The 23,706-nt window shown below is 63.9% G+C and carries 19 protein-coding genes; 5 read left to right on the top strand and 14 right to left on the bottom strand.

Annotated elements, in window-relative coordinates; genetic code table 11:
* Window positions 1-20 precede the first annotated feature (20 nt).
* Window positions 21-317 carry a hypothetical protein gene (locus AC1RNA_RS08565; protein WP_009337102.1) on the bottom strand — a complete coding sequence of 99 codons (297 nt, stop codon included), beginning with the start codon at window positions 315-317 and terminating at the stop codon, window positions 21-23.
* A 209-nt stretch (window positions 318-526) separates the two neighbouring features.
* Between AC1RNA_RS08565 and AC1RNA_RS08560 the strand changes: the two genes are divergently transcribed.
* Window positions 527-1,327: a L,D-transpeptidase gene (locus AC1RNA_RS08560; RefSeq protein WP_492950803.1), complete on the top strand. Its 801-nt coding sequence runs from the start codon at window positions 527-529 to the stop codon at window positions 1,325-1,327.
* A 23-nt stretch (window positions 1,328-1,350) separates the two neighbouring features.
* On the opposite strand, the gene AC1RNA_RS08555 is transcribed toward AC1RNA_RS08560, so the two are convergent.
* Entirely contained in the window at window positions 1,351-3,618 is a 2,268-nt protein-coding gene (locus tag AC1RNA_RS08555; RefSeq protein WP_492950802.1) for a spermidine synthase, read from the bottom strand.
* A 156-nt stretch (window positions 3,619-3,774) separates the two neighbouring features.
* Between AC1RNA_RS08555 and AC1RNA_RS08550 the strand changes: the two genes are divergently transcribed.
* A complete protein-coding gene (locus AC1RNA_RS08550; protein ID WP_492950801.1) occupies window positions 3,775-5,376 on the top strand; it encodes a phytoene desaturase family protein in 1,602 nt (533 codons plus the stop codon).
* A 66-nt stretch (window positions 5,377-5,442) separates the two neighbouring features.
* On the opposite strand, the gene AC1RNA_RS08545 is transcribed toward AC1RNA_RS08550, so the two are convergent.
* Window positions 5,443-5,715 carry a hypothetical protein gene (locus tag AC1RNA_RS08545; protein WP_009337106.1) on the bottom strand — a complete coding sequence of 91 codons (273 nt, stop codon included), beginning with the start codon at window positions 5,713-5,715 and terminating at the stop codon, window positions 5,443-5,445.
* A 265-nt stretch (window positions 5,716-5,980) separates the two neighbouring features.
* Between AC1RNA_RS08545 and AC1RNA_RS08540 the strand changes: the two genes are divergently transcribed.
* Complete coding sequence (locus tag AC1RNA_RS08540) at window positions 5,981-6,886, top strand: 50S ribosomal protein L11 methyltransferase (protein ID WP_492950800.1); 906 nt, start codon at window positions 5,981-5,983, stop codon at window positions 6,884-6,886.
* Here AC1RNA_RS08540 and AC1RNA_RS08535 read toward each other — a convergent pair.
* Window positions 6,883-7,125 (bottom strand): hypothetical protein, encoded by a 243-nt coding sequence (locus AC1RNA_RS08535; protein WP_349509548.1) that lies wholly within the window; start codon window positions 7,123-7,125, stop codon window positions 6,883-6,885. The genes AC1RNA_RS08540 and AC1RNA_RS08535 overlap by 4 nt on opposite strands.
* A gap of 128 nt (window positions 7,126-7,253) precedes the next feature.
* Here AC1RNA_RS08535 and AC1RNA_RS08530 point away from each other — a divergent pair, with 128 nt between their 5' ends.
* Window positions 7,254-9,083: an aminopeptidase P family protein gene (locus AC1RNA_RS08530; RefSeq protein WP_492950799.1), complete on the top strand. Its 1,830-nt coding sequence runs from the start codon at window positions 7,254-7,256 to the stop codon at window positions 9,081-9,083.
* Here AC1RNA_RS08530 and ligA read toward each other — a convergent pair.
* The 8 genes from ligA to AC1RNA_RS08490 form a co-directional block, all read right to left on the bottom strand.
* Window positions 9,080-11,200, bottom strand: a complete 2,121-nt coding sequence (gene ligA / locus AC1RNA_RS08525) for an NAD-dependent DNA ligase LigA (RefSeq protein ID WP_492950798.1) — start codon at window positions 11,198-11,200, stop codon at window positions 9,080-9,082. The two genes, AC1RNA_RS08530 and ligA, sit on opposite strands and share 4 nt — an antisense overlap.
* A gap of 9 nt (window positions 11,201-11,209) precedes the next feature.
* A complete protein-coding gene (recN, locus tag AC1RNA_RS08520; protein WP_492950797.1) occupies window positions 11,210-12,889 on the bottom strand; it encodes a DNA repair protein RecN in 1,680 nt (559 codons plus the stop codon).
* Window positions 12,890-12,901: 12 nt separating this feature from the next.
* Entirely contained in the window at window positions 12,902-13,795 is an 894-nt protein-coding gene (locus tag AC1RNA_RS08515) for an outer membrane protein assembly factor BamD (RefSeq protein ID WP_040297687.1), read from the bottom strand.
* 220 nt (window positions 13,796-14,015) lie between these two features.
* On the bottom strand, window positions 14,016-14,984 hold the full coding sequence (gene lpxC / locus AC1RNA_RS08510) for a UDP-3-O-acyl-N-acetylglucosamine deacetylase (RefSeq protein WP_048755697.1): 969 nt from the start codon (window positions 14,982-14,984) through the stop codon (window positions 14,016-14,018).
* Window positions 14,985-15,364: 380 nt separating this feature from the next.
* The gene (ftsZ, locus tag AC1RNA_RS08505) at window positions 15,365-17,128 is read right to left on the bottom strand and encodes a cell division protein FtsZ (RefSeq protein WP_492950796.1); all 1,764 of its coding nucleotides are present in this window, start codon (window positions 17,126-17,128) and stop codon (window positions 15,365-15,367) included.
* 81 nt (window positions 17,129-17,209) lie between these two features.
* Window positions 17,210-18,532, bottom strand: a complete 1,323-nt coding sequence (ftsA, locus tag AC1RNA_RS08500) for a cell division protein FtsA (protein WP_009337115.1) — start codon at window positions 18,530-18,532, stop codon at window positions 17,210-17,212.
* On the bottom strand, window positions 18,529-19,503 hold the full coding sequence (locus tag AC1RNA_RS08495) for a cell division protein FtsQ/DivIB (protein ID WP_492950795.1): 975 nt from the start codon (window positions 19,501-19,503) through the stop codon (window positions 18,529-18,531). The genes ftsA and AC1RNA_RS08495 overlap by 4 nt, the downstream gene beginning before the upstream one ends.
* Complete coding sequence (locus AC1RNA_RS08490; RefSeq protein ID WP_492950794.1) at window positions 19,470-20,396, bottom strand: D-alanine--D-alanine ligase; 927 nt, start codon at window positions 20,394-20,396, stop codon at window positions 19,470-19,472. Before AC1RNA_RS08490 ends, AC1RNA_RS08495 begins: the two co-directional genes overlap by 34 nt.
* Window positions 20,397-20,557: 161 nt before the next feature.
* On the opposite strand from AC1RNA_RS08490, the gene AC1RNA_RS08485 reads away from it, so the two are divergent.
* Window positions 20,558-21,331, top strand: a complete 774-nt coding sequence (locus AC1RNA_RS08485) for a bestrophin-like domain (RefSeq protein ID WP_492950793.1) — start codon at window positions 20,558-20,560, stop codon at window positions 21,329-21,331.
* 6 nt (window positions 21,332-21,337) lie between these two features.
* On the opposite strand, the gene murB is transcribed toward AC1RNA_RS08485, so the two are convergent.
* Window positions 21,338-22,255: a UDP-N-acetylmuramate dehydrogenase gene (gene murB / locus AC1RNA_RS08480; RefSeq protein WP_492950792.1), complete on the bottom strand. Its 918-nt coding sequence runs from the start codon at window positions 22,253-22,255 to the stop codon at window positions 21,338-21,340.
* The gene (murC, locus tag AC1RNA_RS08475; RefSeq protein WP_492950791.1) at window positions 22,252-23,658 is read right to left on the bottom strand and encodes a UDP-N-acetylmuramate--L-alanine ligase; all 1,407 of its coding nucleotides are present in this window, start codon (window positions 23,656-23,658) and stop codon (window positions 22,252-22,254) included. Before murC ends, murB begins: the two co-directional genes overlap by 4 nt.
* Between the last annotated feature and the right edge of the window lie 48 nt (window positions 23,659-23,706).

Raw genomic sequence — 23,706 nt, 5'->3', positions numbered from 1 at the left:
TTTGTATCAGCCGAATTCGCTCAGTAGCGATGATGGTGACGGCGGTAGTGGCGGTGACGGTGATAGTGGCGCGGATGGCCAATCACGCCGTTGACCGCGCCCACCGCGCCGCCGACACCTGCACCAATCGCACCGCCCACGACACCACCGACCGGGCCTGCGGCGCGGTTGCCGCGATAGGCACCTTCTTCCGCACCGCCGATAATGCCCTGTGCATGCCCGGCCAGAGGAGCGGCGAGCAGCACCAGAAGCGCCAGGGCGGAGGCCCATGCAAAGGTTCGATTTGCCGGCTGGACGGCGGAGGCGATTGCTTTCATTTCAGACTCTCATGTTGAAAGTGACAAATCATCGACGCGAGACTAACGCTCTGGCGGACCAAAGGTTTCACGCAAACGTTAGAGCGGTTAATGGATCATTTCGCCTGAACGGGATGTTCTAAACGTCAGCCCCGCTGGAAAAAGCCATCTTCAGCACATAACTCCCGAAGTCGTATCGGCCACATGGCGGGCCGCTGGAGATCGGTAACATGCGTAAATTGGTCATTCCCGTTGCGGCGCTGATCATGGCGGCCAGCGCGTCGATGGCTCGTGCCGCGGTCGATATCGAGGTCAACAAGGACATCCAGCAGATGACCGTCTCGGTCGATGGACAGGTGCTCTATCGCTGGCCGGTGTCGAGCGGCAATCCCACGCATGAAACGCCGAACGGAAACTTCCAGACCTTCCGCATGGAAGAAAACCATTTCTCGAAGGAGTTCGACGATGCGCCGATGCCGCATTCGATCTTCTTCACCAAGCAGGGCCACGCCATCCACGGCACCGATTCCGTCAGGAGCCTCGGTGTGCCGGTCTCGCACGGCTGCGTGAGGCTGTCGCGCGCCAACGCAACGACGCTGTGGAATCTGGTCAAGCGGGAAGGCCTGCTGAAGACGACGGTGCACCTCACAGGTTCGTCACGCGTGGCGCTCGCGCGCAATCCGCGCAACGTCGCCACCCGTGGCGGCACGCTCGATGCCGACGCCAGCGCGGGTCAGCCTTTGGACACGACGCCGCAGCGCGTGCCGTCCGGCGCGATGTACGATCGCCCCGGCGACGATTCCTACCAGCAGCAGGTCCAGCGCCAGCCTTATTACAATTACGGCAACAACAGCCGATATGGCAGCGACGTATCAGCCCCCGATCCGCGCGACCCGACCCGGCGCATCTATATCGATCCGCGCTACAGCCGCGGCTACGACAACAACGATTATGCCCAGAGCGGGGGTCAGCGTTATTACCAGCGCCGCACCTATCAGACCCGGCCGCTGTTCGGTGACGACGACGATTGACGCCTAAGCGCTAAAGCGCGGGGTCAGTTATCCCCGTCGCGCAGGCGGCGATACACCGCACCCAGCACGTTGGAATAATCGTCGGTCCAGACCCATTCTCCGGGCGTCGGCGGTGTGCTCTGCCAATAGCTGTCCGATGCAAGACTACCGACATCTTCCGGCTTGCGCGCGGACACCACCACATTCGTGGTGAAGATGTATTCGGCGTCGCGGCCGCTGTCCTCGTTGTAAACCCAGCTTTTCATCCCGTTCGCGTCGGCGATGCCGACGACGACGCTCGCCAGCTCGAGATGCCGGTTGGAGACGTGCATCACCACCGCGCCGCCCGGCGCGAGCTTGGCCTTGTAGATCGCCATCGCCTCCTGCGTCGCCAGATGGATCGGGATTGCGTCCGAGGAATAGGCGTCGACAATGATGAGATCGTAGGCGGCATCCGGCTCGCGCGCGAAGGTCAGCCGCGCATCGCCGATCACCGGCTTGATGTCCGGCATGCAGGCGGACAGATAGGTGAAATATTTCGGGTTGCGCGCGGTATCGACCATGGTCTGATCGATCTCGAAGAACTTCCACGTCTCGCCGGGCTTCGCCTGACAGGCAAGCGTGCCCGCGCCAAGGCCGATCACCACAACCCGCAACGGCCCGCTCTTGCGGGCGCGAATCGCCGCGATCGCGCGGCCGATTCCGCCATCACTGTGATAATAGCTGATCGGCTCCGGCCGGCCCGTGACCCGCGTGCCATCGTCGTTGAGGAATTTCTCCGCGCCGTGAATCGTCGTGCCGTGCATCAGCACATGATAGTACCCGCCCGGCGTCACCACGATCTTGTGCACGCCGAAGAAGCTGCGCACCGTCTCCACCCGCCCCTCATCCAGCGGATAGATGCGCACCAGCACGAGGCCCAGTGCCACCAGCACCGCGAACTGGAGACGATGAATTCGCATCACCATGGCCAGTAGCGCGGCCACCGCGGCGAGTGAACCGATCGCCCATACACGCCAGTTCTCAAGAAACACTTCCGCAGCATCCGCGCGATACGCCAGCGCGACCAGCACCAGCGCGGTCACCATGGCTGCGAGCCAGAGCAGCATCGCGCCGCGCCGCGACGGCTGTGGCGGGCGACACAATGCCGCGAGCGCCAGCAGGATCGGATATTCCGCGACCCATGAGAACGTGAACGGCGCGACCAGTCCCGCGAACAACCCGCCGATCATGCCGCCGAACGACAGCGCCACGTAAAAGCCGGTGAGGTAGCGCGCCGGCGGGCGGGTGCGCGCCAGTTCGCCGTGGCTCGCCATCGCGATGATGAAGAAGCAAAGCTGATGGCCGCCGAGCGTCAGCAGCAGGTTCTGCTCGCCGCCGATGGCCAGCAGCACCACGACGCCCGCAATGGCGAGCGGTTGCAGCTTCAGCATCCAGACATGCGGCAGCAGCGGCCGCGACTGGAACACCAGCACCCAGGTCAGCAGATAGAGCGACAGCGGCAACACCCACAGCAGCGGCGCCGCCGCGACGTCGGTTGAGATATGGGCGGTGACGGCGATCAGCAGGCCCGAGGGGATCGCCGCGAGATACACCCACCGCCCCCATTGCAGCCACGACGGCGCGGGCGTGGCCTCGTCGCTCTCGTCCGAGGTGATGGCTATTGGCGGCGCGCGCAGCAGCAAAAATCCGCAAACTCCGATCAGCAGGATCAGTAACCCGTAGCCGACAGTCCACAGCAGGTTCTGCGCATGCAGCGTCAGCATCGGCTCCAGCAGCACCGGATAGGACAGCAGCGCAAGAAAGCTGCCGATATTCGAGGAGGCATAGAGAAAGTACGGGTCCGGCCCCTGCGGGTGCCCGGTGCGGACGAACCATGCCTGCAACATCGGATTGTTGGCGGCGAGCGCGAAGAACGGCAGGCCGATCGAAGCCGCGAACAGGCCAAGCAGCCAGAAGGCGTAGCCACTGGCGGGCGGCTCGGCCCAACCGCTCGAGATCGACAGCGGCAGAAACGTGAAGGCCACCGCCAGCACTACAAGATGAACCACTACCGGAGCCGTCCGGCTTTTCAGCGTCATCAGCACATGCGCGTAGGCATAGCCGCCGAGCAGCAGCGACTGGAAGAACACCATCGCCACCGACCACACCGCGGGCGATCCGCCAAGCCGCGGCAACACCATCTTGGTGAACAGGGGCTGCACGGAAAACAGCAGCAGCGCGCTCAGGAAGATCGTCGCGGTGTAGGCCGCAAGCACAACACGGTTGCGCGCGGCGGGTGATGCCGCATCGGCCGGTGACGGGGAGGTCATGACAACTCCGCAAGCGGCCGCAAGGCCGGAAACGTCCGGAAACGCCGTTTCCACCAGTGGATCATAGCGAAGATGAACGGACAATAACGGGCCCATAACCATCCCCAGCGCGAGAAATCGCTCGCCTGCGGAAGGGACCGCATTTAAGAAGACCAAATGTCACGGTACGACGCGATCATCATCGGCGCCGGCCATAATGGCCTCACCTGCGCGGCCTATCTCGCGATGAACGGCCTCACGGTCAAAATCGTCGAGCGGCGTAAGGTTGTGGGCGGCGCGGCCGTGACGGAGGAGTTTCACCCCGGCTTCCGCAATTCGGTCGCGGCCTACACCGTGAGCCTGCTGCACCCACGCGTGATCGCCGAGTTGAATCTCGCGGGCCATGGCCTGCGCATCGTCGAGCGGCGCGCGCAGAATTTTCTTCCCTCCCCCGATGGCCGCTATCTGCTCACCGGCGAGGGGCGCACCCATCAATCGATCGCAAAACTGAGCCAGCACGATGCGCTGCACATCGACGCTTTCAACCGTGAACTTGAGATCGTCGCCGACGTGCTGCGGCAATTCCTGCTGCGCGCGCCCCCCAACATCACGGAAGGATTTTCGCTCAACACGCTGCGCGAATCCTTCAACGCACTGGAGAGCGGCAACATCCTACGCAGGCTTTCGCTGGAGCATCAGCGGCTGCTGCTCGATTTGTTCACGCTGTCGGCAGGCGAAATGCTGGACGACTGGTTCGAGAGCGACCTCGTCAAGGCGCTGTTCGGCTTCGACGCCATCGTTGGCCACTATGCAAGCCCCTACGCGGCAGGCTCCGCCTATGTGATGCTGCATCACGCCTTCGGCGAGGTGAACGGCCGCAAGGGATTGTGGGGCCACGCCATCGGCGGCATGGGCGCGATTACGCAGGCGATGGCGTCATCCGCCCGCAGTCATGGCGTCGAGATCGAAACCGAAGCCGGCGTCCGCGAAGTTCTGGTCGAGAACGGCCGCGCCATCGGCGTCACGCTGGAGAACGGCGAAACGCTCCGCGGGCGCTATGTCGTCTCCAACGTCAATCCGACGCTGCTTTACACGCGCCTCGTGCCGCAGGCCGCATTGCCCGCACCGTTTGCCGCGCGCATCAAAAAATATCGCAACGGCTCCGGCACGTTCCGGATGAACGTGGCGCTCGCCGCGCTGCCCTCCTTTACCGCGCTGCCGGGCATGGGTGACCATCTCACCAGCGGCATCATCCTTGCGCCGTCGCTTGCCTATATGGACCGCGCCTACCATGACGCGCGAGAGCATGGCTGGAGCCGCGAGCCGGTTGTGGAAATGCTGATCCCGTCCACGCTGGACGACAGCCTCGCCCCGCCCGATGCGCATGTCGCAAGCTTGTTCTGCCAGCACGTCGCGCCGGAATTGCCGGATGGCAAATCCTGGGACGATCACCGCGAGGAGGTCGCCAACCTGATAATTGCAACCGTGGACCGTTACGCGCCCGGCTTCGCGCGCAGCGTCATCGCCCGCCAGATCCTCTCCCCGCTCGACCTCGAGCGGCAGTTCGGACTGATCGGCGGCGACATCTTCCACGGCAAGCTGACGCTGAACCAGTTATTCTCGGCGCGTCCGCTGCTCGGCCATGCCGACTATCGCGGGCCGTTGAAAGGACTCTACCATTGCGGCTCGGGCGCCCATCCCGGCGGCGGAGTCACCGGCGCGCCGGGCTATAACGCCGCACAGACCATCCTGCGCGACCATCAGGGGATCTTTGCGTAAGCCGCCCTGTGGGAAAGCTGTGCGGAACCCGTGGATAGGCTGTGAACAGGTTGTGGAGATTTCGGCCTAGACACCACCGCCCGGCGGATTGTCCCTGTGCCTGAGCGGGTCGGCAGCCTCGTCGTGACCGCTGCGGCTGCTGAAAAACATCAACGCCATCAATCCGCAGCCGATCACAAGAGAGAAAAACGTGCCGAGGCCGAGCGCGATCCAGCCGTGCTTGCCCATGTCGACGTTGCCGCTGGCGTTCCAGACCTCAACGGCCCATACGCCGGTGCCGATCAGCAGGGCGACCAAAGCGAGAACGACCAGAACCCGGCCCAGAGTCAGATTTTTCATGGCCACTCTCCCTTCGGTTGTCTCAGCATCCCTTTAACATCTATTCCTAATGTATCAAATTTAAACAGATCAACTGATGACGGATATGTGACCTCCGACCGGAGAGGAACTCCCCTGCCGGATGCAGGCTCCTGCCTGCGCAAGACATTTTCGGCTCATAGACCGGCTCGCACTTTATGAGGATATCCTGTAGGCATCGTGCCCACGCTGGACCTCAGACCGCCACAGCCCGGCAGGCCTCTCCATTCCTTGCATTCGAGCTTTCATGGCCCCCTCCGCGACGCCCTCCAGCCCGACCCATCACGCCACCTGCAGCGCCGGGAGCGAGGCCAGCGCCAACCGGATCGTCGATGTGCTGTCCGAAATCTTCGACGACGGCGAGGTCGTCGTTTCGGCCTTCGAACGGCCGGGCAGCAGCGAGTGGGACGTGTCGCTGTATTTCGAGACGCAGCCCGATCAGGCAGCCATCCGCGCCATGGTCGCCCAGACTGTCGGCGATGAAACCGCCGCCGCGCTCGTGTTCGACACGGTGGAGGCCAAGGACTGGGTGAAAGCGAGCCTTGCCGACCTCGTGCCGGTCCGCGCCGGGCGCTTCGTCGTTCACGGCCAGCATGACCGCGACCGGATTCCGCCGAACAAGCTGCGAATCGAGATCGAGGCCGCGCTCGCGTTCGGAACCGGCCATCACGGCACCACGCGTGGCTGCCTCATGCTGCTCGACCGGGTGCTTTGCCAATCCACGCCCCGCCGCGTGCTCGACCTCGGCACCGGCACCGGCGTGCTGGCGATCGCAGCCGCCAAGGCGCTGCACAGGAGCATTCTCGCCAGCGACATCGACCCGCGCTCGGTTCTGGTCGCGAAGGAGAACGCCGTTCTCAACGGCGTCGGACAGGATGTGGAAGCGATCCACGCGATCGGCTTCGGCTCACCACGCTTTGCGGAAACCGGGCCGTTCGACCTCGTGCTGGCCAACATCCTCGCCAACCCGTTGCGCCAGCTCGCAGCACCGATGGCGCAGCATCTGGCGCCGTCCGCTTTCGTGATTCTGTCGGGCCTGCTGCCGCCCCACGCGCGCGGTGTGATCGCGGCTTACCGGGGCCAGGGCCTGCGGCTGATCCGCCGCTATGAACTCGACGGCTGGGTCAGCCTCTTGATGCAGCGGATTGCTTAAGATTCGCGCGTCCGTTTTGGCGTCACGTCGCCCTCGGTATAGCCGATGTTGCGGGCATCACGCTGCAAGCGCGCTTCCGTGAGCCGGTCGAGCAATTCCACGATCAGGCCGCGCCGTTTAGCCACCATGCCAAACAGTGCCCCCTCTTCGCTCGAAACCGGGGGCAGCCTGTCCGGCGACGGCTTTTCAAATCCGAAAGACCGCATTTTCACCCTCCTTGCCCGGTTGAACACTTCCACGCCGGCACTTCTCCGGTTAGCGAATGAAACGCGCAGATGCCATCAATGGTTCCGGCGCTCGCCTTCCGCTTGAGCCGTGTTAATTTACAAAGCATGGTTCGTGCCAAACTCCGCTTGGAAGGTTGCTGATGTTCGAGGCCCAGTTTCAGAATTTCGACGAACCAGAAGGAGGCACCGCGCTTTCGGCGCGGCTGGCAGCTTTCCGCGAGGAAATCGTGCAGCGAGGTCTGGCCGGGTTCGTTGTTCCACGCGGCGACAGTCAGCAGAACGAGTACGTTGCGCCCTCCGAGGAGCGCCTCGCCTGGCTGAGCGGCTTCACCGGTTCGGCCGGACTTGCGATGGTGACGATCCGCGATGCGGCTTTGTTCGTCGACGGCCGCTATACGTTGCAGGCTGCCCAGCAAGTGGACACCACGGCGTGGAGCATCGAGCCGCTGGCCGATCCACCGCCGGAACAATGGCTGACGCAGCACATCAAGACCGGCGAGCGCTTCGGTTTCGATCCATGGCTGCACACCACGGCGGCAGCCGAACGGCTTGCGGCTGCCTGTGAGAAGGCAGGCGCAGAGCTTGTCGCGGTGGACGACAATCCGGTGGATGCGATCTGGAGCGAGCGCCCTGCCTCGCCTCTCGGTCAGGTGACGGTGCATGCATCCGAATTCGCCGGGGAGAGCGAGGCGGACAAGCTCACCCGCATCCGCGCCGAGATGGCACGTCTCGGTCTCGATGCGCTGGTGCTGTCCGATTCGCATGCGGTGGCGTGGACCTTCAACATCCGCGGCGCGGACGTGGCGCACACGCCGCTGCCTTTGTCCTACGCGCTGCTGCCGAAAGACCGCGCGCCCACGATCTTCATCGATTCCCGCAAGCTCTCGAACGAGACGCGCGCGCACCTCGCCAACCACGCGGAGATCGCCGGGCCGGAAGCGCTGCTTTCCGCGCTCACCGCAGCTTCCCGGAACAGCGCCTCCATCGGCCTCGACAATGCCACCGCCGCCGACGTGCTGAGCCGCACGATCAAGGATGCAGGCGGCATCGCCCGGCGCATTGCCGATCCCGTCACCCAACTCAAGGCGATCAAGAACGCCACCGAGATTTCCGGCTCCCGCACGGCGCATCGCCGCGACGGCGCGGCGCTGGCGCGTTTCCTCGCCTGGATCGACCATGAGGCCCCCGGCGGTGCACTGACCGAGATCGACGCCGTCGAAGCGCTGGAAACCTTCCGCCGCCACACCGGCGCATTGAAGGATGTATCGTTCCCAACCATCTCGGGTACGGGACCGAACGGCGCCATCGTCCACTACCGCGTCACCCGCAAGAGCAACCGGCGCATCAAGCCGGGCGACCTGCTGCTGATCGATTCCGGCGCGCAATATGAGGACGGCACCACCGACGTCACTCGCACCATCGCCATCGGCGAGCCGACGGCGGAAATGCGCGACCGGTTCACCCGCGTGCTGCGCGGCCATATCGCGGTCGCCAGCGCGATCTTCCCCGACGGCACCCACGGTGTGCAGATCGACGCGCTGGCGCGGCAATTCCTTTGGCAGGCTGGCCTCGATTTCGAGCACGGCACCGGCCACGGCGTCGGCAGCTATCTCTCCGTGCACGAAGGCCCCGCCCGCATTTCCAAGCTCGGCCATGTCCCGCTGCGCCGGGGCATGATCCTCTCCAACGAACCCGGCTATTACAAAGCCGGCGCCTACGGCATCCGCATCGAGAATCTCGAACTGATCATGGAAGCAAAAGTCGATGGCGCGGAAAAGCCGATGGACGCCTTCGAGACGCTGACGCTCGCGCCGATCGACCGGCGGCTGATCGATGTCGCACAATTAAGCGCGCAGGAACGCACCTGGATCGACGATTACCATGCAAGGGTGCGGCGGGAGATCAAGCCGCTGGTCGATGACGAAGCCACCAAGGTCTGGCTCGATGCTGCGACGAAGCCGCTGGCTTAAGCCTCAATGAGCTTCAGCCACTCGTCTTCGGTGAGCACGGCGACGCCCAGCTCGCGCGCCTTGGTGAGCTTGGAGCCCGCCTCTTCGCCCGCGACGACGTAATCCGTTTTCTTCGACACCGAGCCGGAGACTTTCGCGCCCAGCCGCTCGGCCTGCGCCTTGGCTTCATCGCGGGTAAACTTCGTCAGCGAGCCGGTGAAGACGACGGTTTTTCCCGCAACGGCGGAATCGGTACGCACCTGCTCGGCGGGCAGCACTTCGATTTCCGCGAGCAGTTCGTCGAGCGCCTTGACGTTGCGCTTCTCCGCAAAGAACCCGACCACCGCGTCGGCCACAATATCCCCGATGCCGCCGATATTGTTCAGATCGGCATAGGCCTCGGAAGTATTGCCTTCCTCCGTCTGCGCCGCGCCGGCTTCCGCCATCGCTGCGCGCAGGTTTTCGATGCTGCCATAATGGCGGGCCAGCAGCTTGGCATTGCCTTCGCCGACATGACGAATGCCAAGCGCGAAGATCAGCCGATTGAGCTCGATCCGGCGGCGCGCATCGATCGCGGCGAACAAATTGTTCACCGAAACATCGCCGTACCCCTCACGGTCCTTGAGCTTCTTAACCGCGCGCGCGTCACGCTTTTGCAGCGTGAAAATGTCGACGGGATGCATGATCAGCCCGTCATCATAAAATTCCTGAATCTGCTTGTCGCCAAGACCTTCAATATCGAAAGCAAGCCGCGAGACGAAATGCTTGAGCCGCTCCACCGCCTGCGCCGGACAGATCAGCGCGCCGGTGCAACGGCGCACCGCCTCGTCTTCCTCGCGCACCGCATGACTGCCGCAGATCGGACACTTGTGCGGAAACGAATAAGGCTTTGCGTTCTTCCGCCGCTTCTCCGTTACCACGCTGACGACCTGCGGGATCACGTCACCCGCGCGCTGGATCACCACGGTGTCGCCTTCGCGAATATCCTTGCGGGCGATTTCGTCCTCGTTGTGCAGCGTGGCGTTCTGCACCACCACGCCGCCGACCGTGACGGGCGTCAACCGCGCCACAGGTGTCAGCGCGCCGGTCCGGCCGACCTGAATATCGATTTTCTCCAGCACAGTCGTCGCCTGCTCGGCGGCAAACTTGTGCGCGATCGCCCAGCGCGGGCTGCGCGAGATGAATCCGAGCCGGTTCTGCCAGTCGAGGCGATCGACCTTGTAGACCACGCCATCGATGTCATAGGGCAACGAGGCACGCTCGGTCTCGATCTCGCGATAGTATGTCAACAGCGTCTCGACATCGCGACACAAGACCATGCGCGGGTTGGTGACGAAGCCGGCCTTGCCAAGCCACTTCACCATCTCGAACTGCGTCGACGCAGACATCTCGCTCATCTCGCCCCAGGCATAGGCGAAGAACTTCAGCGGCCGTGAGGCGGTCACTTCGACGTTCTTCTGCCGCAGCGATCCGGCGGCGGAATTGCGCGGATTGGCGAAGATGGTGTCGTCCGCCTCGGCCTGCTTCTTGTTGAGCGCGAGGAAATCCTCGCGCATCATGTAGACCTCGCCGCGCACCTCGCAGATGGCGGGAACATTTTTTCCCTTCAGCGTGTGCGGCACGTCCTTGATGGTGCGGACGTTGGCGGTGACATCCTCGCCCTCGAAGCCGTCGCCACGAGTCGCGGCGCTGACAAGCTCGCCATTCTCATAACGCAGCGACAGCGACAGCCCGTCGATCTTCGGCTCGGCGACGATTACAAGCGGCTCGTCGGCGCCGAGATTGAGAAAGCGCCGCACGCGCGTGGCAAACTCCGCGACATCCTCGTCGCTGAACGCGTTGCCAAGCGAGAGCATCGGCACGGCATGGCGGATTTTTGCGAACGCGCGTGAAGGCTGCGCTCCGACTTTTTGCGACGGCGAATCCTTCGCCACCAGCTCGGGAAAACGCTCCTCGATAGCGGAGAGACGCTGACGCAGTTTGTCGTAGTCCGCGTCGGAAACCGTCGGCGCGTCTTTCTGATAATAGCGCTCGTCGTGCATCGAGATTTCGAGCGCAAGACGCGTCAGCTCGACCTTGGCCTGTGCCTTGGTGAGGTTTTCGACCGGCGTCACCGCCTTTTTTGCCTTAACAGCCATCAGCAGCCGTCACACCGTTGCGGCCTTGAGCAGCTGCTCCGCCGCAGCGCGGGCCTCGCGCGTGATCTCCGCGCCCGCCAGCATGCGGGCGATTTCCTCGCGGCGATGTTCCTTCACAAGCGGTGCGACACGGGTCGCGACACGTTTGCCCTTGTCGAGCGCCTCCTTGGAAATCAGCAGGTGCTGATTCGCGCGCGCGGCCACCTGCGGCGCGTGCGTCACCGCCATCACCTGCACCTTTTCCGCCAGCCGCGCGAGCCGTGCGCCGATCGCATCCGCCACCGCGCCGCCGACACCGGTGTCGATTTCGTCAAACACCAGGGTCGGCGCGGAGCCGCGATCCGACAGCACCACCTTCAATGCCAGCAGGAAGCGCGACAGTTCGCCGCCGGAGGCGACCTTCATCAGCGGCCCCGGCTTGGTGCCTGGATTGGTCTGCACCCAGAACTGCACACGATCGAAGCCCTGCGGCCCCGGCGATTGCGGTTCGCTTTCGATCTGGGTCGAAAACTTGGCGCGTTCGAGCTTGAGCGGAGCCAGCTCTGCGTTGACAGCCTTGTTCAATTTCTCCGCAGCCTTGATGCGCGCCGCCGAGAGTTTCTTCGCAGCCTCGAGATAGGCGGCATCCGCCGCGCTTGCCGCTTTCTCCAGAACTTTGAGCCTGTCCGCGCCCGCGTCGATCAAACCGACATCGGCCTTGAACTTCTCCGCCAGCGCGGCGAGGTCATCCACCGGCGTGGAATATTTGCGTGACGCCGCCCGCAGCGCGAACAGCCGCTCCTCGATCCGCTCCAGTTCGGCGGGGTCGTAGTCGGCGGCCTGGATTGCTGCATTGAGATTCTGCTCGGCCTCGGCGAGCGAATTGAGTGCAGCGTCCATCGCCTTCACGGCATCTTCAACCAATTTCGGCGCGCTGGCGACGCGGCGCTCCAGCCGCCGCACGGCCGCAGCCAGCGAGGTGACCGGCGATTGCGGCCCGGCGACCGCCGCGAGCGCATCGCGCAGATCCTCGGAAATCTTCTCGCCCTGCATCATCGCGGTGCGGCGCTCGGCGAGGCGGGTTTCCTCGCCCCCCTCCGGCGCAAGCTTCATCAGTTCCTCGGAGGCATGACGCAGATAGTCGGCATCGCGCGCGGCGCGCTCCATCCCGGCGCGATGCTCCTCGAGCGCATCGCGCGCGGTCCGGCGCGCGTCCCACAGGGATTCGACGGCAACGACGCTCTCATCAAGCCCGGCAAAGGCGTCGAGCAGGCGGCGATGCGTCGCGACATCGACCAGCGCCCGCTCGTCATGCTGACCGTGGATCTCGACCAGCGTCGCACCAATGGCTTTCAGGGTCTGGATGCTGACGGGCTGATCGTTGAGGAAGCCGCGTGTGCGGCCGTCCGCAAGCTGCACACGGCGCAGGATCATCTCGCCTGATTCCGGATCGTCGAAACCGTTCTCACGCAGGATCGCAAAGGCCGGGTGTTTTTTCGGCAGATCGAAGGCCGCAGTCACCTGGCCCTGCTCGACGCCATGGCGCACGAGGCTTGCATCACCACGCCCGCCGAGCGCCAGCGCGAAGGCATCGAGAAGAATGGATTTGCCAGCCCCGGTCTCGCCGGTCAGCACGGCGAGCCCCTTGGCGAAGTCGATATCGAGCCGCTCGATCAGGACGATGTCGCGGATCGAAAGGCGGGCCAGCATTGCGGTGAAATCCTATCCGAGGCCGAACTTCTTGAAGGCCTTGCTGATGTAGGAGCCCTTGTTTTCCTGAGGCTCGACGCCGCCCGACTTTACAAGATTGTAGGCGTCTTTGTACCAGCGGCTGTCCGGAAAGTTGTGGCCAAGCACGGCGGCGGCGGTCTGCGCCTCGCTGACCACGCCGATCGCCATATAGGCTTCCGTCAGGCGCGCCAGCGCTTCCTCGACGTGGCGGGTGGTCTGGTACTGCGTCACCACGACCTTGAAGCGGTTGATCGCGCCGGTGTAGTCGCGCTTGTCCATGTAATAGCGGCCGATGGTCATCTCGCGGCCGGCGAGCTGGTCGCGGGCGCCTTCGATCTTCTTCTTGGCGGTGGTCGCATATTCCGAGTTCGGATATTTGCGAATCACCTCTTCCAGTGCGGCGATGGCTTTTTCGGTGCGCCCCTGATCGCGGCTGACGTCGGGAATCTGGTCGTAGTTCGACACCGCCACGAGATATTGGGCGTAGGCCGCATCCGGGCTGCCGGGGTGCAGGCTGATGTAGCGGTTGGCGTTGGCGATGCACTCGTCGTAATCGCCGCTCTGATAGGATGCGTAGGCCGACATCAAGAGCGACTTGCGCGCCCAGTCCGAATATGGATGCTGGCGGTCGACCTCTTCGAATTTCTTGATCGCGCCCTTGCGGTCGTTCTTCTCGTTCAGGAGGAAGAGGCCCTCATTGTAGAGCTTGTCGGCGGGCTGATCGACGAACGTCTCGTCCTTGGCGAAGAATTTGTCCCACAGGTTGCCAGTGCCGCAGCCGCCAAGCGGCGCAGCGAGGACGATCACGCCCATGGCAAAGCAAAGCTGGCGACCCAGCCGGTCGAAAAAGGGCCGCTTGGGCGAATGGCGCAAAGGCGTCGTCATGTGTTTCGCAAGACCTGAGTAAATCGACCGGAACGGAAGACTGCCCGGCATGACCGGAACCCCTGCCCGCATTCCCGCCGGCTTATGTAGCTGAAATCGCGTTCCCGACCAACCGGATAGGGAGACATTTCGCCCGCATTAAGGCGGTTCTCACTGGGTCCCAAGCGGTTTGTAAAGGCGGCTTGGGTAAAGCCCTGCGCCCGAAGGCGTCGCAGGGACGTCAGGAAACGTCGGGCGCGAAGGCCGGCGCGACCATGCCGCCGCCCAGCATGCCACCAACCGCATCCGACACCGAAGCACGGCGGCGTGCTGCCACCGGTTCGACCTCGACCACCCGCCAGGCATGGCGATCGGCCATCAGAGCCGTCAGAACTGCATGGTTGAGCTTGTGGCCGCCACGAACCGAGCGATACAGGCCGATCAGGGGCAGGCCCGAAAGCGCCAGATCGCCGATCACGTCCAGCACCTTGTGGCGGACGCATTCGTCGGCATAGCGCAGACCCTCGGCATTGAGCAGACGGTCCTCGTCGAACACCACGGAATTGTCGAAAGATGCCCCGCGGGCATAACCGGCCTTCCAGAGCTTGGCCACGTCCTTCATGCAGCCGAAGGTGCGGGCGCGCGCGATATCGCGGCGGAAGGCGTCCGGCGTCAGATCAAAATTGTAGGCCTGACGGCCGATCAGCGGATTGGCGAAATCGATCTCGACCTCGGCGCGGAAGCCGTTTGCGTAGGGCCGCAGCTCGCCGAAGGATTCGCCAAGCGTGACCTGGATCGGCTTCAAAACTTCAATGAAACGGGACGGAGCGGACTGCTCGACGATGCCCGCACGGTCAATCGCCGCGACGAATGCCGCGGCGCTGCCATCCATGATCGGAATTTCAGGACCATCGACTTCGATGGTGGCGTTGTCCACGCCCATGCCGCGCAGGGCGGCAAGCACATGCTCGGCAGTGGACACCACGGCGCCCGCCTTGTCACCAAGGACGGTCGCAAAAGCTGTGGCCGAAACGGATGCAGCCAGCGCGCGAACCTCGCGCTCGGTACCATCAGCATCCGTGCGGATAAAAACGAAGCCGGCATCGACGTCTGCCGGTCCAAGAACCAGATTGACGGGAGCGCCCGAGTGAACGCCGACGCCCGTCAACGAGACGTGCGAACGGAGCGTCTTTTGCCGGCTGAATTTCATCCCCGCCTTCACCTAACTTAACAGACTTGGGAAATCCGAACCCAAAACCGAAATCCCCGCAGGTTTCGATTTCGCGGCATGGAGGCCAAAAAACTGGCCAGTGATTCCCGAAGTCCCCCCAACGTGGTCAGGACCTTACCCATTGCAGCGGGCAGCGCCACTCACGGTTGTTTACCGATTGTTACCCCAAAGGCGCCGCATATGACGCGCGATCCTGCCACAATTGATTTGGCGGACCTAAATGAAAGTCGGCCCCGATCACTTACTATTCTCATTGTAAATCAAAAGGTTGTGAGGCGGCCATTGCCCTACCCCACTCCTCAAAAGAAAATGCCCCGGCGGTGAGCCGGGGCATTCGCAGATACAGATTGTTACAAGGATCAGTTGGCCTGGCGCCGCAGAAACGCCGGGATATCCAGGTGGTCGTCCACAGAAGCGGGAGCGGCCTGAGCCGGACGCCCGTGCTGGTCGAGACCCTGGGGCGCCGGGCGGCGTCCGTACTCGGACACCGGCTCGCCCATGTTCGCCGGATTCGAGCGCTGCGGCTTGCGCTCGGGCAGCGGCGGCATCTGCGGCATGGCGGGACCGGAGGCGCGGGCTGCGATCGGAGCCTCATGCTCCTCGTCGCGACGGCCAAGGCCGACATTGGCGAGGCGCTGCAGCAGCGAAGTCCGGGTCTTCTGCGGATGCTCCTCCTTCATGTCGCCGCGCGCCTTGCGAATCTCGTTCTGGGCCGGCATCGGCAACTCATCGAAATTTGGCATGCGCGGCGCACGCAGCGGCACCCGTTCAGCCGACGGCGGAATAAACGCCGCCGCCGGTGCCGGCTCGTTCAGCTCCATCGGCTCTTCCTTTTCGGGGAACAGCGAGGGCCTCGGCGGGATCGGACGGATGCTGACGTCGCCATAGGACGCAGCCGCCGGAGCGGCGGGCGGCGCAGGCGACACGGCTTCGGCAATCGCGGCGAGCGCGGCGCGGTCAATCTGTTCGGCCGTCGGGCGGGCGGCCGGGGCGTGCGCAGCAACCGGAGCAGCCGCAGTTTCGATCTTCTGCATCCGCTCGGCGACGCGCAGGTTGTCGGCACGCAGGCGGGCGGTGAGCTCGGCGAGGCGGTTTTCCGGGCTGCTAGACGAAGCCGTAGCCGCGGGAGCTGCGGCAGGCACCGCCTTGGTCGCGACTTCCTTGTCGATGCCGGTGGCGACCACCGAGACGCGGATCAGGCCGTCGAGCTGCTCGTCGAAGGTCGCGCCGACGATGATGTTGGCGTCGGCATCCACTTCCTCGCGGATGCGGGTCGCGGCTTCATCGACTTCGAACAGCGTAAGGTCCTTGCCGCCGGTGATCGAGACGAGAAGGCCACGCGCGCCCTTCATCGAAGAATCGTCGATTAGCGGATTGGCAATCGCGGCTTCGGCGGCGGCCAGCGCGCGCTTCTCGCCGGTCGATTCGCCGGTGCCCATCATCGCCTTGCCCATCTCCTTCATCACCGCGCGAACGTCGGCGAAGTCGAGGTTGATGAGGCCTTCCTTGACCATCAGGTCGGTGATGCAGGCAACGCCCGAATACAGCACCTGATCGGCCATCGCGAAGGCGTCAGCGAAGGTGGTCTTTTCGTTGGCCACCCGGAACAGATTCTGGTTTGGGATGATGAGAAGCGTATCCACCACCTTCTGCAGCTCGATGATGCCCTGCTCGGCCGTGCGCATGCGGCGCTGGCCTTCGAAGTGGAACGGCTTGGTGACGACGCCGACGGTGAGGATGCCCATCTCGCGCGCGGTCGCAGCGATTACGGGGGCAGCGCCGGTGCCGGTGCCGCCGCCCATGCCGGCGGTGACGAACACCATGTTTGCGCCCGAGAGATGATCCTTGATCTCGTCGATCACTTCCTGCGCCGCAGCCGCGCCGACATCCGGCTGCGAACCTGCGCCGAGGCCCTGCGTCACCTGCGTGCCCATCTGCACGAGGCGTTCAGCCTTCGACATCGTCAGCGCCTGAGCGTCGGTGTTGGCGACGACGAAGTCGACGCCCTCAAGGCCTGCCGTGATCATGTTGTTGACGGCGTTGCCACCCGCGCCGCCGACGCCGAACACGGTGATTCGCGGCTTCAGCTCGCGAATGTCGGGTTTTTGAAGATTGATGGTCATGGGATGCCTCTCGTTACGCGTGCGCGCTGTCACTTCGGCGCAGCGCCGAAGACGTTGGTGGAAGGAAGTCGTTCGGTGTCATCAGAAGCCCTCGCGAAGCCATCGTCCGACCTTTCCGAAATAACCATTGGTCCCTGTCATAAGATGCCGCGTGTGCCGCGGTTCGATGTATTCGAGTTGTGCGAATTGCGGATAAACCAGCAGTCCCGCCGGTACCGCGAACGACGCGCTCTTCGCCTCGCCCGGCACCTTGCCGAAACCGAGAGGGCGGCCGATGCGCACGGGGCGGCCAAGGATGCGGCTTGCGAGATCCGGAAGGCCGGTGAGTTGCGACGCACCGCCGGTCAGCACGATCTGGGCGCGCGGTTCGCCTGCAAACGGGGACTGGGCCAGCCGATCGCGGACCATCTCGAAAATCTCCTCGACCCGCTGCTTGACGATGTTCGCGATCGTCGCACGGGTGACAATCTGCGGCGCATCGCGCTCGTAGTCGTCCGCAGCCGGAACACTCAGCGTCTCGCGCGCGTCGACGCCACCGGTCAGCACCGTGCCATATAACGTCTTGATTCGCTCGGCATCCGCAATGCAGACCCCCAGTCCGCGCGCCAGATCCATGGTGACGTGCTGACCACCGAGCGCGAAGCCGGACGCATGCACGAACTGCCCGCCGGAATAGGTCGCAATGGTTGTCGTACCGGCCCCCATATCGACCACCGCGGCGCCAAGATCGGCCTCGTCATCGGTCAACACGGCCAGGCCCGCGACGTAAGGCGCCGCCGCCATGGCCTCGACATTGAGGTGGCAACGCTCGACGACCAGCATCAGGTTACGCGCCGCCGAGACGTCGGCGGTCACGACGTTCATATCGACGCCGAAATGACGGGCGACCATGCCGCGCGGATCGCGCACGCCCCTCACGCCGTCGAGCGAATAGCCCACCGGCAGGGTATGGAGGACGGTCCGCCCCTCCCCGGTTGCGTGATGCATGCCGGCGCAGACGATCCGGTCGATATCCGATTGCGTGACCGCGCCCTGACGTAATTCCGCAGCCGCTTCCATCAACTGTCCGCTGAGGCGGCCGGACGACATCGACAGCAGAACTGATTCGACGCGAACCCGCGCCATCCGTTCGGCGAGCGCGACCGCATGACGGACCGCATGCTCGCATTCGTTGAGGTCAGACACCGCGCCGGCCTTGATGCCGCGCGACTGGATGTGGCTCATGCCGATCAGCTCGATCGCATGGGTCCGGCCGCGCAGCGTCTCGCTCGGCGGGCAGGGCTTCAGCCGCGCGATCAGGCAGGCGATCTTGCTCGATCCGATATCGAGGGCAGCCACCAGCGCCGTCTTGTTCGGCGGCATCTGGCGCGTCTTCGGAGTCTGGCCATGATCGAAGCCGCTCATGCGTCACCTGCCTTGCGCTTCGGCTTGCTGGCCGCAATCGCGTCCGCGCGGGCCTTGGCGGCGTCTTCCGACAGCCGCACCGTCACCCGGTCGGGCAGGCGCAGGTCGATGGAGGTGATGTCGCGGGACAGCAGTTGCTCGTCGCTGTCGAGCTTGACCAGCGTGGCGAGCGCCGCCTCGGTGCCGGTCTCCGGCAGCCGCACGTCCATACCGTTGGTCAGGCGCAGATTCCAGCGCCGATCGCCGACGAGGATGATGGCGCGGGTCTGGTTGCGGATGTTCGGATAATTCGCCAGCAGGTCGAGGAACGCATGGGCGCGCTCCTGCGCGCCTTCGCCCACCACCAGCGGCAGGAGGTTAAAGCGGTTGGCAACATACGGCTCAAGCACGGTGCCGTCTTCCGCGATCACGGAGAGGCGACCCTCCTGCTGCCACAGCGCGTAGGGCTTGCGTTCGGTGATGTCGATCTGGAGACGGCCGGGATAAAGCTTCTGTACGGTCGCATCCGCGATCCACGGATCACCCTTCAGGCGGTCGCGGACCGTCGCGGCATCAAGGAACAAGAGCGATGAGCGGCCATTGACGCCGCCGACCGCGAGAATTTCGTCCTGGGTCAATTGCTTGCGGCCGGAAATGGCCACTGAGGTGATACGGAAGCCGACGGCATTGGCCAGCGCGTTGCGGGTATCCTGGAAAGCGGTGACGACATTGTCGGCATGACCGCCTTTGACGGCACCGAACAGACCCGCGCCGACCAGCAGAACCACGGTCGCCGCGACGCCGAGACCGCGCGGCAGGCGGCGTTCCAGCTTGGCAAAAAAGCCGTTGGGATTTTCCTCGCGCTCCGGCTCGAACACATAGCGGCGCGTCGAGACCATGGCGTCACGGGACGTGGCAGCAGCCTTCCGGGCCGGGGCAGAACGCGATTGCGTCTGTCTCACCGATCGAGAGAGGCGTCCTCCACCATCCATTGAACCAACTCGTCAAATGCAACGCCCGCATATCCTGCAAGCTCTGGAACAAGTGACGTCTCGGTCATGCCGGGTTGGGTATTCACCTCAAGACAGACGAGTCCCCCCGTCCCCTCGATGCGATCGTCGTAGCGGAAATCCGCCCTACTCACACCCCGGCAGCCAAGCGACACATGCGCGGCCAGCGTCAACCTTCGGACTTCCTGGTAAACAAAGGGTAAAATAGGTGCGGGCAGAACGTGTTTTGATGCGCCTTTTGAATACTTTGCCTCGTAATCATAGAATTTTAGCAGAGGAACAATTTCCGTGACCTCGCTGGCCTCCCCCTTGATGACGGCGCAGGTCAATTCACGGCCGGCGACGTATTTTTCCACCAGCAGGCGCTCGCCATAAGACCAGTCGTCCCGAAACAGTTCCTGCGGCGGGTGGGCATGCTCCTCGGTGACGATGAACACCCCGACGCTGGAGCCGTCCGCGACCGGTTTGATGACGTAAGGCGGCTCCATGGGATGCGCCTTGGCGATGTCCGTGCGCGACAGCGTCAATCCTGCCGCAACCGGCACGCCCGCCGTCGCCATCACCGTCTTGGCGAGATCCTTCTGCATGGCAAGCGACGACGCCAGCACGCCGGAATGGGTGTAGGGAATCCCGATCGTCTCCAGCACGCCCTGAATGGTACCGTCTTCGCCGGGCCGCCCATGCAGCGCCATGAAGGCGACATCCGGCTTCAGCGCGGCAAGCACGGTGGCAATGTCACGCTGCACGTCGACGCGCGTCACGCGGTATCCCCTGCTCTCAAGCGCCGCGGCACAGGCCGCGCCGGATCGCAATGAGACTTCCCGCTCCGAGGACCATCCGCCCATCAGGACGGCGACGTGTTTGGATGCAGCCATTGTCACTCCTTGATCCGCCCTAACTACGCTGATTTGCCGAAGCGACCAAGGGGCGGAAACAGACGCGAGGGGTTCGCGCGCCCGCATTCTGCATGTAGATTTGGGTTATCCGACTCCGCCTTGCAGGCCACGACACAACTGACCGGATACCGGTTTTCGTCATGATCAGAACCTGGCTCGAACTACCGCCGATGGGCATTTTTCTGACGCTGATCGCGCTGTATTTCGGCATGGTCATCGTGCTGCGCATCTTGTCCTTCTGCCCGCCGTTCCGCTGCCCGATGCAATCGCTGAACGGCATCGTGGCCCCGTTCTTCAATGCCTCCGCCATCCTGTTCGCCCTGCTCGCGGGCTTTCTCGCCAACGACATCGCCGACCGCGGCCGCCAGGCCAATCGCGCGATACAGGCCGAAGCGGGCGAACTGCGCAACGTCCACACCCTGAGCGTTGCGGCGGTGGCCGACATGGCAGCGATCCGCGACGCGCTGAAAACCTATGTCGGCTCTGTGATCGCCGACGAATGGCCCACAATGATGGAAGGCCACAGTTCGCCCCGAACCACCGCCGCCTATGACGAACTGCTGCGCAAGATCAGCGATCCCGGTATCGCGCGCACTTCCGGCAACGCCGTTCACGCGGCACTCCTGAATGCGGCGGTGCGGGCGGGCAATGCGCGCACCGAACGGCTCGCGATAGCGTCCGACCACACCAACGATCTGACTTGGATCGTGGTGATCGTGCTCGGCTTGATTACGGAAATCTCGATCGCGCTGGTTCATATCGAGCGGCCGCGCGCCATGACGGCCGCCCTCATCGTTTTCGCGAGCGCCGCCGTTATCACGCTCACTCTGGTGGCATTTCAGGAATACCCGTTCTACGGCGCATTCCGTCTCTCGCCCGCGCCGATCGAGGCGATCCGCGCGCTGAATGGCTGAGAAAAACTACGGAACGCCGATCCGCTTGATTTCCCAGTGCAGCTCAATGCCGGACTGCGCCTTGACGCGCTCGCGCACCGTCTCGCCCAGCGTCTCGATGTCATGGGCCGTGGCATCGCCGGTGTTGATGAGGAAATTACAGTGCATCTCCGACACCTGCGCACCGCCGACCCGAAAGCCGCGCAGGCCCGCCGCATCGATCAGCTTCCATGAACTGTGGCCGGGCGGATTCTTGAAGGTCGAGCCGCCGGTCTTCTCGCGGATCGGCTGCGCGGTTTCGCGATGCTGCTGCACCTCGTTCATACGCGCGCGGATTTTTTCAGTCTCCGTCACGACGCCGCGATACAGCGCCGAGGTGAAGATGATCGACGGATCGACGCCATGGCTGCGATAGACGAACTTCATCTCCGCGTTGCTGAACGTCACCTTGTCGCCATTGCGCGTAACGCCACGGGCTTCAACCAAGACATCCTTGGTCTCGCCGCCATTGGCGCCCGCGTTCATGCGCAACGCGCCACCGATCGAACCCGGAATGCCGAAATAAAACTCAAGACCACCGATGTTGGCGGCAGCAGCAGCCTCCGCCACGCGCTTGTCGAGCGCCGCCGTGCCCGCGCGCACCGTATCGCCCTCTGCCACCACCGAACCGAAGCCGCGCGGTGACAGACGGATGACGACACCCTCCACGCCGCCGTCACGGACGATCAGGTTCGAGCCGACACCGATGACGTAGACCGGAATGTCTGTCGGAAGATGCTTCAGGAAATAAGCGAGGTCATCCTCGTCGGCAGGCGTGAACAGAATCTGCGCTGGACCGCCGACGCGAAACCATGTCAGCGGTCCCAGCGGCTCATTCGCAAGCACCCGTCCGCGCAATTGCGGCATCGCGGCTTTCAGGTCGGCGCTGATATCGGGAAAGCTCACTTGTCGAGCGCCTTCAATTCGCTCGGCAGCGCATAGGCCCATTGCGAGATGCTGCCTGCACCAAGACAGACGACGAAATCGCCCGGCTGCGCAATCCGGCGGACGATGGAGGCCAGTTGCGACGCGCCTTCCAGCGGGATCACCTCGCGGTGGCCGTGCGCACGCAGACCGAGGACGAAGGAATCGCGATCGATGCCGGGGATCGGCGCTTCGCCCGCGGGATAGACGTCGGCCACCACCACGGTATCGGCGTCATTGAAGCAGGTGCAGAATTCCTCGAACAGCGATTGCAGCCGGGTGTAACGATGCGGCTGCACCACCGCGATCACCCTGCCCTTGGTCGAATCACGCGCTGCCTTCAGCACCGCCGCGATCTCAACCGGATGATGGCCGTAATCGTCGATGACGGTGACGCTGTTCCATTCGCCGGTGCGCGTGAAACGCCGCTTGACGCCGCCGAAGCCCGCCAGCGCCTTGCGGATGGCCTCATCCGACATGCCGACCTCATACGCGACCGCAATCGCGGCCGTCGCATTGAGCGCATTGTGGCGACCCGGCATTGGCAACACGAGATCGGAAATGACATGCGCCGCACCCGCCTTACGATGGCGAATCTCAACCTTGAACTTCGAGCCGCCCGTGAACGGCTGCAGATCGACCAGCCGCGCATCGGCCTGCGGGTTCTCGCCGTAGGTGATGATGCGGCGATCCTCGATCTTGCCGACCAGCGCCTGCACCACGGCGTGATCGATGCACATCACCGCGAAACCGTAGAATGGCACGCCTTCCACGAAATGCCGGAACGCTTCCTGCACCGCCTCGAACGTCTTGAAATGATCGAGATGCTCGGGGTCGACATTGGTGACAATGGCGACATCGACGGGCAGCTTCAGGAAGGTGCCGTCGCTCTCGTCCGCCTCGACCACCATCCAGTCGCCTGCGCCGAGTCGCGCGTTAGTGCCGTAAGCATTGATGATGCCGCCGTTGATGACGGTCGGGTCGAGGGCACCCGCATCGAGCAGCGTCGCAACCATCGAGGTCGTGGTGGTCTTGCCGTGAGTTCCGGCGATGGCGATGCAGCTTTTCAGCCGCATCAGTTCGGCGAGCATTTCCGCCCGGCGCACGACAGGAATACGCTGCGCGCGCGCCGCCATCAGCTCCGGATTGTCACGCTTGATCGCGGTGGAGACGACCAGCACATCGGCGCCGTTGACGTTCTCCGCCTTGTGGCCGACCGAAACCTTGATGCCCTTGTCGCGCAACCGCACGACATTGGCGTTCTCGGCAACGTCCGACCCTTGCACGGTGTAACCGAGATTGCACAGCACCTCGGCGATGCCACTCATGCCGATACCGCCGATACCGACGAAGTGAATGGGTCCGATTTCGCGCGGCAGTCTCATGCAAATATCCTTGTCATGCCCTATTGGATGCCTCGCTTCGGCGGTCCC

Source organism: Afipia sp. GW821-FHT14H12 (assembly GCF_058803465.1).
Note: the sequence above shows the minus strand (reverse complement) of the source record. Positions and strands in the feature narration are given on the sequence as shown.

Bases quoted from the DNA above. Each gene is read 5' to 3' on its own strand.
- AC1RNA_RS08565 (WP_009337102.1), bottom strand. From the start codon at position 317: ATGAAAGCAATCGCCTCCGCCGTCCAGCCGGCAAATCGAACCTTTGCA.
- AC1RNA_RS08560 (WP_492950803.1), top strand. From the start codon at position 527: ATGCGTAAATTGGTCATTCCCGTTGCGGCGCTGATCATGGCGGCCAGC.
- AC1RNA_RS08555 (WP_492950802.1), bottom strand. From the start codon at position 3,618: ATGACCTCCCCGTCACCGGCCGATGCGGCATCACCCGCCGCGCGCAAC.
- AC1RNA_RS08550 (WP_492950801.1), top strand. From the start codon at position 3,775: ATGTCACGGTACGACGCGATCATCATCGGCGCCGGCCATAATGGCCTC.
- AC1RNA_RS08545 (WP_009337106.1), bottom strand. From the start codon at position 5,715: ATGAAAAATCTGACTCTGGGCCGGGTTCTGGTCGTTCTCGCTTTGGTC.
- AC1RNA_RS08540 (WP_492950800.1), top strand. From the start codon at position 5,981: ATGGCCCCCTCCGCGACGCCCTCCAGCCCGACCCATCACGCCACCTGC.
- AC1RNA_RS08530 (WP_492950799.1), top strand. From the start codon at position 7,254: ATGTTCGAGGCCCAGTTTCAGAATTTCGACGAACCAGAAGGAGGCACC.
- ligA (WP_492950798.1), bottom strand. From the start codon at position 11,200: ATGGCTGTTAAGGCAAAAAAGGCGGTGACGCCGGTCGAAAACCTCACC.
- recN (WP_492950797.1), bottom strand. From the start codon at position 12,889: ATGCTGGCCCGCCTTTCGATCCGCGACATCGTCCTGATCGAGCGGCTC.
- AC1RNA_RS08515 (WP_040297687.1), bottom strand. From the start codon at position 13,795: ATGACGACGCCTTTGCGCCATTCGCCCAAGCGGCCCTTTTTCGACCGG.
- lpxC (WP_048755697.1), bottom strand. From the start codon at position 14,984: ATGAAATTCAGCCGGCAAAAGACGCTCCGTTCGCACGTCTCGTTGACG.
- ftsZ (WP_492950796.1), bottom strand. From the start codon at position 17,128: ATGACCATCAATCTTCAAAAACCCGACATTCGCGAGCTGAAGCCGCGA.
- ftsA (WP_009337115.1), bottom strand. From the start codon at position 18,532: ATGAGCGGCTTCGATCATGGCCAGACTCCGAAGACGCGCCAGATGCCG.
- AC1RNA_RS08495 (WP_492950795.1), bottom strand. From the start codon at position 19,503: ATGGATGGTGGAGGACGCCTCTCTCGATCGGTGAGACAGACGCAATCG.
- AC1RNA_RS08490 (WP_492950794.1), bottom strand. From the start codon at position 20,396: ATGGCTGCATCCAAACACGTCGCCGTCCTGATGGGCGGATGGTCCTCG.
- AC1RNA_RS08485 (WP_492950793.1), top strand. From the start codon at position 20,558: ATGATCAGAACCTGGCTCGAACTACCGCCGATGGGCATTTTTCTGACG.
- murC (WP_492950791.1), bottom strand. From the start codon at position 23,658: ATGAGACTGCCGCGCGAAATCGGACCCATTCACTTCGTCGGTATCGGC.